The organism is Enterococcus olivae (assembly GCF_053760925.1).
The window spans coordinates 38,818-45,598 of sequence record NZ_JBSMVT010000024.1 but is presented as its reverse complement, the minus strand read 5'-3'; the positions used below and the strand labels follow the sequence as shown (position 1 = coordinate 45,598).

The window sequence follows — 6,781 nt, the reverse complement described above, 5'->3', positions numbered from 1 at the left end:
ATTTCTAATGGAAAAAATTTTTCCATTAGAAATAACTAGGCAAACCGAACGCAAGTGAGGTACTAATAACAAAATTTAAGTGAAGTCAGCTGCTTTTTTATTCAACCTCAAAAAATTTGACACATACCCCTTGAGGCTACGTTTTGCTTGATCGAAATCAGAGTGCTATAATATAGAAAAAGGGGGCGTTTACAATGTTAGAAACGTATGACAAAGTATTGATAGCAGTAGATGGTTCCAAACAGTCCGAGAAAGCATTTGATGAAGGAGTTGAGATCGCCAAAAGGAATAATGCCACCGTGTATCTGGCATGGATCATCAATGATGTAGAGTTGACGACAAGTGCTTATGCCTTTTCTAAATTGTTGCATGATGAAAAAGAGTTTGTTGAGGACTTTTTGACAAAAAAAGTCAATCAAGTGAAAGAAGCGGGAATCGAGAACGTACAGCCGGTCATTGAAGTAGGATCTCCAAAACGCAAATTAGCTGTCGACATTCCAGAAGAGTATGGCATCAATTTGATTATCATGGGATCGACCGGTAAGGGAGCCCTTACCCAAGCTTTGATTGGTTCTACAACCGCCTTTGTTGTCAATCATGCAATATGCAATGTGATGGTTGTCAAATAGCAACATCCTCTTAGCAGATACTCTCAAACAATTAGAGTATCTGCTTTTTTTTTTTGCAACTTTTTCAAGTCTCGTCCGTCATACATAGAAGAAAAGGGGGAAATAGGGTTGGAGGAATGGATCGTTTTATATTATGAAAAGCTCCAACACTATTTCCGAGGAAAAGTGAAGGATTCTTTTCAAGCGGAAGATTTGGTACACGATGTCTTCATCAAAGTCATGCTGGCTTTACCGAAGAAGCAACCGGATGATTTCGAAGCTTGGCTCTTCACGATCGCCAAATATACCCTGTATGATTATTACCGGAAAAAGAAGCTCGATTTATTGCCAGAAGACTATGAGTACTTTTTACCAGCTGCTGATCAGACATTGGAAAAAATCACTCAGCAGGAAAGGATTCAACAAATCGATGGTCTGACCGAAAAATTAAGAGTATCCTCTGGTCTTGTTTGCTAGAGGATACTCTTATGAAGAAATTTCATTGATCTTAAAACTGTCAGTCAGTACAGTAAAATCACGGATTTTTCATGCAAGAAAAAAATTAAGGAGTGACAGCGATGAATGAAAAAAATACCAGCGATTTCAAAAATAAGTAGAACGATCGAAGCAGAAATTGATCCTGACAGGAATTTATCAAGTGCTTTTTTGGGGCTTGGTTTTACTTGCTTGTTCCTACTTGTTCCCTTGGGTTTACTATAAAAACAGTCACAATGACGCCGAGCTTATGCGTAGTCTGCCATCTGATCCTTTAGGAATCACTGTCACAGTTGAAGAACCACTACGTGACGATTATTTGGAAAAATATCGCTTTTACTGGTACGAAATGTCACAAAGCAATCTACATTACGATCCATTGAATTTACAGATTCGCTCAACCTTTCTGGGGAAAGAAGAAATCTACCCATTGATCGCTAAAACAGCTGGTCAGGCAGAAATTGTCCATGAAGTGACAGCGCAGTATTGGTTTGATTATTTAACACGATTCGATGTTCGTAGCAGCTAGTTAAATGTCTTCACGCCGTCGACAATGCCGGTTCTTGGCTATACACCTGATGATGAACAGAAGTTTCTAGACTATTTAAAAGAACTGGGACAGTATAAATTGGCAGATTTGACGATTTATTTAAAAATCCCTTTATTGCCAAGTGAAGTTCGTGAGAGGACCGCGGATCTGGAGGTGCTGCATTATGGGATTGACTACGCGGACAGTTCAGAGTTTGGTTATTCTGATTGGATGCTGCAGGGACAAACTGCCAATGATTATGATCAGCTAGTGGAGAATGTAGTCAAAGAGGGGCTGGATTACTTAACATCTTATTTCCCAACCTATGGCCATTTAGGCTGGGAGAATAGCGAGTATCTTAATACCTTTTTTAGATCAAATCAAGATCTGAGATTTTATGATTTTGCAGATATTCAGGATTATGTTGATTACAATGGCGTGAAGATCAGTACACTGCGGGTTTCTGCCTCCAGTGAGATTTTGGCTGAATGGTTGGAAAATAATCGTGAGGCCGTGGTACGGGTAGAATTGAATCAGTTGACGGATGTGATCCTTGAAGGGGCACAAATAGGGGAGGGGAATTAAAGTGGAACGTTTTAAAACAATTTGGATGTTTATAGTTAAAAGCTATTCGCTTTATTTCTTAGCATTTTTTGTTTATCAAGTCACCGTTTTGGGGAGAATAGTGAATCGGAATGCGTTCATTTTTTATGATGCAGTCTTGAATGAGCCGACAACCGTTAGCTGGATTCAGAGATTGTTGAGTGGCAGTTTGCATCCAACAGTATTAGGAAGTGGTCGCTGCGATTACCTTGCTGCTTGCGTGGAAGGATCGTGATCTTACTCTTGGTAAGCAATTGATTTATCCAGGAGTCATTTTCGTATTGATCGCGTTGAGAACATTGGGGTAAACAAAAAAAGAACGAATCCTGCGATTCGTTCTTTTTGCTTACATAACAAATGATGTTGGATCAACAAATCCTGACCAGATTCCTGTCCCTACACGGAAATCCAAGTGTGTACCAGTTGAACGGCCAGTGGTTCCCATGCCACCGATCGTTTGACCTTGGCTGACACTTTGTCCATTGGAAACACCAATACTGCTCAAATGCAGATAATGAGAATAATAGCCGTCGTCATGGCTGACAATGATATAATTGCCACCACCAGTATCAAAACCAGTTTGAACGACAGTTCCTGCTTTAGCAGCAAAGATCGGAGTACCCGTAGAACCAACTAAGTCGATCCCTTTATGGAACTCAGAACCGGCCCCTGTTGGATTGGCGCGGGGACCATAAGGACTAGAGACAGAGACGTTGCTGACCGGAGACATCCAGCCCGAAGAATTTACGGACGGTGCTGCTGCTTGCGTATTTACTGATACTGATGCAGAAGAACCAGCTGATGAAGACGAGCTAGCAGACGATGAAGAGGCGCTCTTCACAGAAGAGACTGTGGCCTGTTCTTGAATGGCTTTACGAGCTTCTTCTTCTTGTTTGCGTTGTTCTTCCAAGGCTTTTAACTGCTCTTGGCGCTTGCGTTCGGCTTCTTCTTTTTGTTTAACAAATTTTTCTTTTTGTTTTTTCTCAGTCGCAACGGAAGATTGGAGTTCATTGATCAATACTTCTTGATCCAATTGAGCTTCAACTAATTCCTGCTGCTTGACTTGAAGTTCAGCACTTTTATCTTCGATCACTTGTAGACGTTCTTCCGTTTCAGCTAGAAGCTCTTCCAGCTTCTCTTTGTCTTTTTGTTGCTCTTTCAAGATATCGTTGTTTGCTCCAACGATTGTTGAAACAGCAAGTGCACGACCCACAGCTTCATTTAGAGAGTCAGCTGTTAAGATTGCTTCCAGGAAGTTGTCGGCGCTTTGATTGGTCTGCACATCGACCGCTTGTTGTTTCAGCTGTTCATCACGCTTGGCGATCACGATTTTTAACTCTTCTATTTCCTCGTTCAATTCATTCAAACGTTCTTCTTCTTTTGCTTTATCAGCCAACAGATCGTTTATTTCTTGTTCGATCTGATCCACGTTTGCTTGGATTTGTGCAAGTTGCCCTTCGGCTTCTTTTTGATCTTCTTGCAAAGATTCGATTTTTTGATCTTGTTCTTTGATCTTATTGTCTAAATCATCTGCATAAGCTAGCGATGGGCTGGCTAGCAGAGCGGTAAGCAACGCAAGGGTTGCTGTTTTTTTCAACTTAATCATAGATAACCTCGCATAAATATATTCTTCACTTTATCTAATATATGAAACAATTGTGAGTTTTGTGTGAGTAATTGAGAAATAATTTGAAATATAGCACTTTTAATCCAATTGAAACAAAAATAATTGAGTTGTTACAATCTGTGATGTTGAAAATTTTGACTTCGTGTATAATGAAATCGAGGTGAGAGAATGAATATTCAATTAGTATCGAATCAACCCCAAAATTATCAAAAATACTTGGATTGTCTGCGTTCAGAGTTACCTTTTGTGACTTGTCTTGTGTCTACTCAGATCAGGGAGGATCAGAACATTCTTCTCCTATTTCCAGATCAATATCCAACGATTGAAGGGTCATTTCTTTCAGAAGATTCAAAAGGAAAAACGTGGTATATTATTTTTAATGAGAATTTGACGGAGGAACAACGCTGTCAGTTTTTAAATAGAGGCATAGATGTGATGTGGTCCTTCTCGTTGAGCAAGTACGAGTTTTTAGCGAAGATCAAAGCAATCTTTCGGTTGATGGAGCGTCATCATTTACCAGAAGCACTTAGCTACAATCAGGAAGAACTAGTGTTGCAGATGGCGACGCAGCAGGTTTATGTGGAAGGACAGGAAGTCATCTTGACCGCTTCTGAATATCAACTATTGCTTCAGTTTATGCAGCATCCCAATCGAGTCTACTCGCGAGATGAGCTGTTGGTATTATTGAACAATCAGCGAGGAACCCATCGAGCGATTGATACCCATATCAAAAATTTGCGCCGAAAATTAGTAGTAAAGAACAGAGAGTTTGAATACATTCGAACGGTTCACGGGCGCGGGTACCGTTTTGAAGCAAAACCAAATGAATAAGAAGAGGTGCAGTATGTGGCAAACATCAGAAGAAAAAAAACAAGCATATGAATTATTATTACTACAGCAAAAAGGATTATTGGAAGCAGAAGCACACTGGATCGCTTCTCTATCCAATTCTTCTGCTTTATTGAACGAAACCTTAAAGGATACAGTCTTTGCAGGTTATTATTTATTTGAAGAAGGAGAGCTGATTCTAGGTCCTTTTCAAGGGAAAGTTTCTTGTACGAGAATCAAACTTGGAAAAGGTGTTTGTGGAGAATCTGCGGAAAAGCAAGAAACAGTGATCGTTGCTAATGTCAAAGAACATGACAATTATATCTCATGTGATTCTGCTGCAATGTCTGAAATCGTAGTGCCAATGGTAAAGAATGGACGTTTGATTGGTGTTTTAGATATCGATAGCAGCAAAACACATGGTTATGATGAGATAGACCAGGAATATTTGGAAAAATATGTCGACATACTGCTGAGTGTCTTGTAAGGGACAAATTTGATTAGTCAAGACTGGTCAGAACTTTTCGGTTGAATTCCCGTCGAATTATGCTATACTGTTATTTGGTAGTGATACCCCTTTTTAATCAAGGGGACGTTACGGATTCGACAGGCATAGTTTGAGCCCGAATTGCGCTTCGTAGGTTACGTCTACGTAAAAACGTTACAGTTAAATATAACTGCTAAAAACAATAACTCTTACGCTTTAGCTGCCTAAAAACAGTTAACGTAGATCCTCCCGGCATCGCCCATGTGCTCGGGTCAGGGTCCTATTCTAAGTGGGATACACCTATTCTTTCCGTCTGCAAGTATAGGAAGAGAACATCAGACTAGCGAAATAAACAGCCTGTCATTCGGCGGATTATCTAGCGAATCTCTTAAATCGAACTGACTATGAGCGTAGATTTTTGGGTAGCGATATGTTTGGACGCGGGTTCGACTCCCGCCGTCTCCATATGGAGCAATAAGTTTCAGTGAGTCTCTGAATGCTGTTACCGCAGTGTTTGGAGACTCTTTTTGTGCTCTGTGGTCTAACAGATGTTAATGAACGGTGACACGTACTCAGTTGGTTTTAACATATTTTTAAGATGAGGGAGGTGTATGCACTGTGGGACAAGGGATTTACAGGGTTACTAATGCAAAAATTGACCTGAAATTTACTGGAGAAAACAGTGGAAATCAGCAAGGCGGTATGAAGATATTGGATGCTCTGGATGTTATTTTAAAGCAGTTAAAGCTGTTAGGCAGAAGGGAACGGACACTCCATGAATACAGGAAATGGACTCTTAGCTACGTTCAGACTGTTGATCAGGAGTACTTATCGGAGATCACTGTAGAAAGTATCTTCCAGTGGCTGTCCAGTATGGAAGGAACGTCTAACGCAACAAGGAATATCAGATTAAAGAGTTTTAAAGCAGTACTCAGTAGATGCTTTGACAATGGATGGATTCCCAGTAAGTTCTGGAAGAATATTCAGATTAAAGTTGATACTAAAGTAAAGCCTGCAGCTACAGATGATGATATCAGGATTCTGCTGTCTGTGCTGGACTTATCCAATTGGCACCAGTTACGGGATGCTACAGCTATTCTGTTGATGTACAGGACAGGAATCAGGTTAGCGACTCTGAGCAGTCTTAAGGAGGAACACGTGGACTATTCAAGTAAGCAGCTTCTTCTGTCTGCAGATATTATGAAGAATCATGACTGGCTGAAACTGCCACTGGATGAGGACTTACTGTTGTTACTAAGAGCACTTACTGACCACAACAAGATTATCCGCAGTAGAAAGAAGAAGCGGAACTCCTACGTGTTCATTACGGAACAGGGCAATCAGGTACAGAGCAGCTTTAACAACAATGTGGTGCAGAAGAGACTGGGAAGGTACGGGAATGAGTTGAATCTGCAGAACATCAATCCACATGCTTTACGCAGAGGATTTGCAACCAATCTGATGAAGAAGGATGCACCTATTTCGCTGATCAGTAAAGCACTGGGACACACTGATACTGTTACAACCAGTAAGTATCTGTATCTGTCCAAAGAGGAAGTGGCAGAGTCACTGAAGCAGTATCTTTAATGCAACATTGACCTACT

10 protein-coding genes and 1 other RNA gene are annotated in these 6,781 nt (G+C 40.6%); 10 read left to right on the top strand and 1 reads right to left on the bottom strand.

All coding sequences use genetic code 11. The features are described from left to right. Positions 1–194 precede the first annotated feature (194 nt). From ACWODM_RS13105 to ACWODM_RS13080, 6 genes are all read left to right on the top strand, one after another. Positions 195–629 (top strand): universal stress protein, encoded by a 435-nt coding sequence (locus ACWODM_RS13105; RefSeq protein WP_455321817.1) that lies wholly within the window; start codon positions 195–197, stop codon positions 627–629. A 108-nt stretch (positions 630–737) separates the two neighbouring features. After that, positions 738–1,085 (top strand): RNA polymerase sigma factor, encoded by a 348-nt coding sequence (locus ACWODM_RS13100; RefSeq protein ID WP_455321816.1) that lies wholly within the window; start codon positions 738–740, stop codon positions 1,083–1,085. Beyond that, positions 1,075–1,194, top strand: coding sequence for an RNA polymerase sigma factor (locus ACWODM_RS13095; protein WP_455321815.1), 120 nt, complete (start codon positions 1,075–1,077; stop codon positions 1,192–1,194). Before ACWODM_RS13100 ends, ACWODM_RS13095 begins: the two co-directional genes overlap by 11 nt. A 72-nt stretch (positions 1,195–1,266) precedes the next feature. Then, positions 1,267–1,632: a hypothetical protein gene (locus ACWODM_RS13090; protein ID WP_455321814.1), complete on the top strand. Its 366-nt coding sequence runs from the start codon at positions 1,267–1,269 to the stop codon at positions 1,630–1,632. Positions 1,633–1,656: 24 nt separating this feature from the next. Beyond that, positions 1,657–2,217 carry a hypothetical protein gene (locus ACWODM_RS13085; RefSeq protein WP_455321813.1) on the top strand — a complete coding sequence of 187 codons (561 nt, stop codon included), beginning with the start codon at positions 1,657–1,659 and terminating at the stop codon, positions 2,215–2,217. 1 nt (position 2,218) lies between these two features. Further along, positions 2,219–2,470 (top strand): hypothetical protein, encoded by a 252-nt coding sequence (locus ACWODM_RS13080; RefSeq protein WP_455321812.1) that lies wholly within the window; start codon positions 2,219–2,221, stop codon positions 2,468–2,470. Positions 2,471–2,581: 111 nt separating this feature from the next. Here the strand turns inward: ACWODM_RS13080 and ACWODM_RS13075 are convergent, their stop codons facing one another. Beyond that, complete coding sequence (locus ACWODM_RS13075; RefSeq protein WP_455321811.1) at positions 2,582–3,841, bottom strand: peptidoglycan DD-metalloendopeptidase family protein; 1,260 nt, start codon at positions 3,839–3,841, stop codon at positions 2,582–2,584. 189 nt (positions 3,842–4,030) lie between these two features. Here ACWODM_RS13075 and ACWODM_RS13070 point away from each other — a divergent pair, with 189 nt between their 5' ends. The 4 genes from ACWODM_RS13070 (at position 4,031) to ACWODM_RS13055 (ending at position 6,764) form a co-directional block, all read left to right on the top strand. Beyond that, complete coding sequence (locus ACWODM_RS13070) at positions 4,031–4,693, top strand: winged helix-turn-helix domain-containing protein (protein ID WP_455321810.1); 663 nt, start codon at positions 4,031–4,033, stop codon at positions 4,691–4,693. 13 nt (positions 4,694–4,706) lie between these two features. Next, positions 4,707–5,177, top strand: a complete 471-nt coding sequence (locus ACWODM_RS13065) for a GAF domain-containing protein (RefSeq protein ID WP_455321809.1) — start codon at positions 4,707–4,709, stop codon at positions 5,175–5,177. Positions 5,178–5,278: 101 nt separating this feature from the next. Continuing rightward, positions 5,279–5,645, top strand: a transfer-messenger RNA (tmRNA) gene (ssrA, locus tag ACWODM_RS13060). A 150-nt stretch (positions 5,646–5,795) separates the two neighbouring features. After that, positions 5,796–6,764: a tyrosine-type recombinase/integrase gene (locus ACWODM_RS13055; RefSeq protein ID WP_455321808.1), complete on the top strand. Its 969-nt coding sequence runs from the start codon at positions 5,796–5,798 to the stop codon at positions 6,762–6,764. Positions 6,765–6,781 lie beyond the last annotated feature (17 nt).

Bases quoted from the DNA above. Each gene is read 5' to 3' on its own strand.
- ACWODM_RS13105 (WP_455321817.1), top strand. From the start codon at position 195: ATGTTAGAAACGTATGACAAAGTATTGATAGCAGTAGATGGTTCCAAA.
- ACWODM_RS13085 (WP_455321813.1), top strand. From the start codon at position 1,657: ATGCCGGTTCTTGGCTATACACCTGATGATGAACAGAAGTTTCTAGAC.
- ACWODM_RS13075 (WP_455321811.1), bottom strand. From the start codon at position 3,841: ATGATTAAGTTGAAAAAAACAGCAACCCTTGCGTTGCTTACCGCTCTG.
- ACWODM_RS13070 (WP_455321810.1), top strand. From the start codon at position 4,031: ATGAATATTCAATTAGTATCGAATCAACCCCAAAATTATCAAAAATAC.
- ACWODM_RS13065 (WP_455321809.1), top strand. From the start codon at position 4,707: ATGTGGCAAACATCAGAAGAAAAAAAACAAGCATATGAATTATTATTA.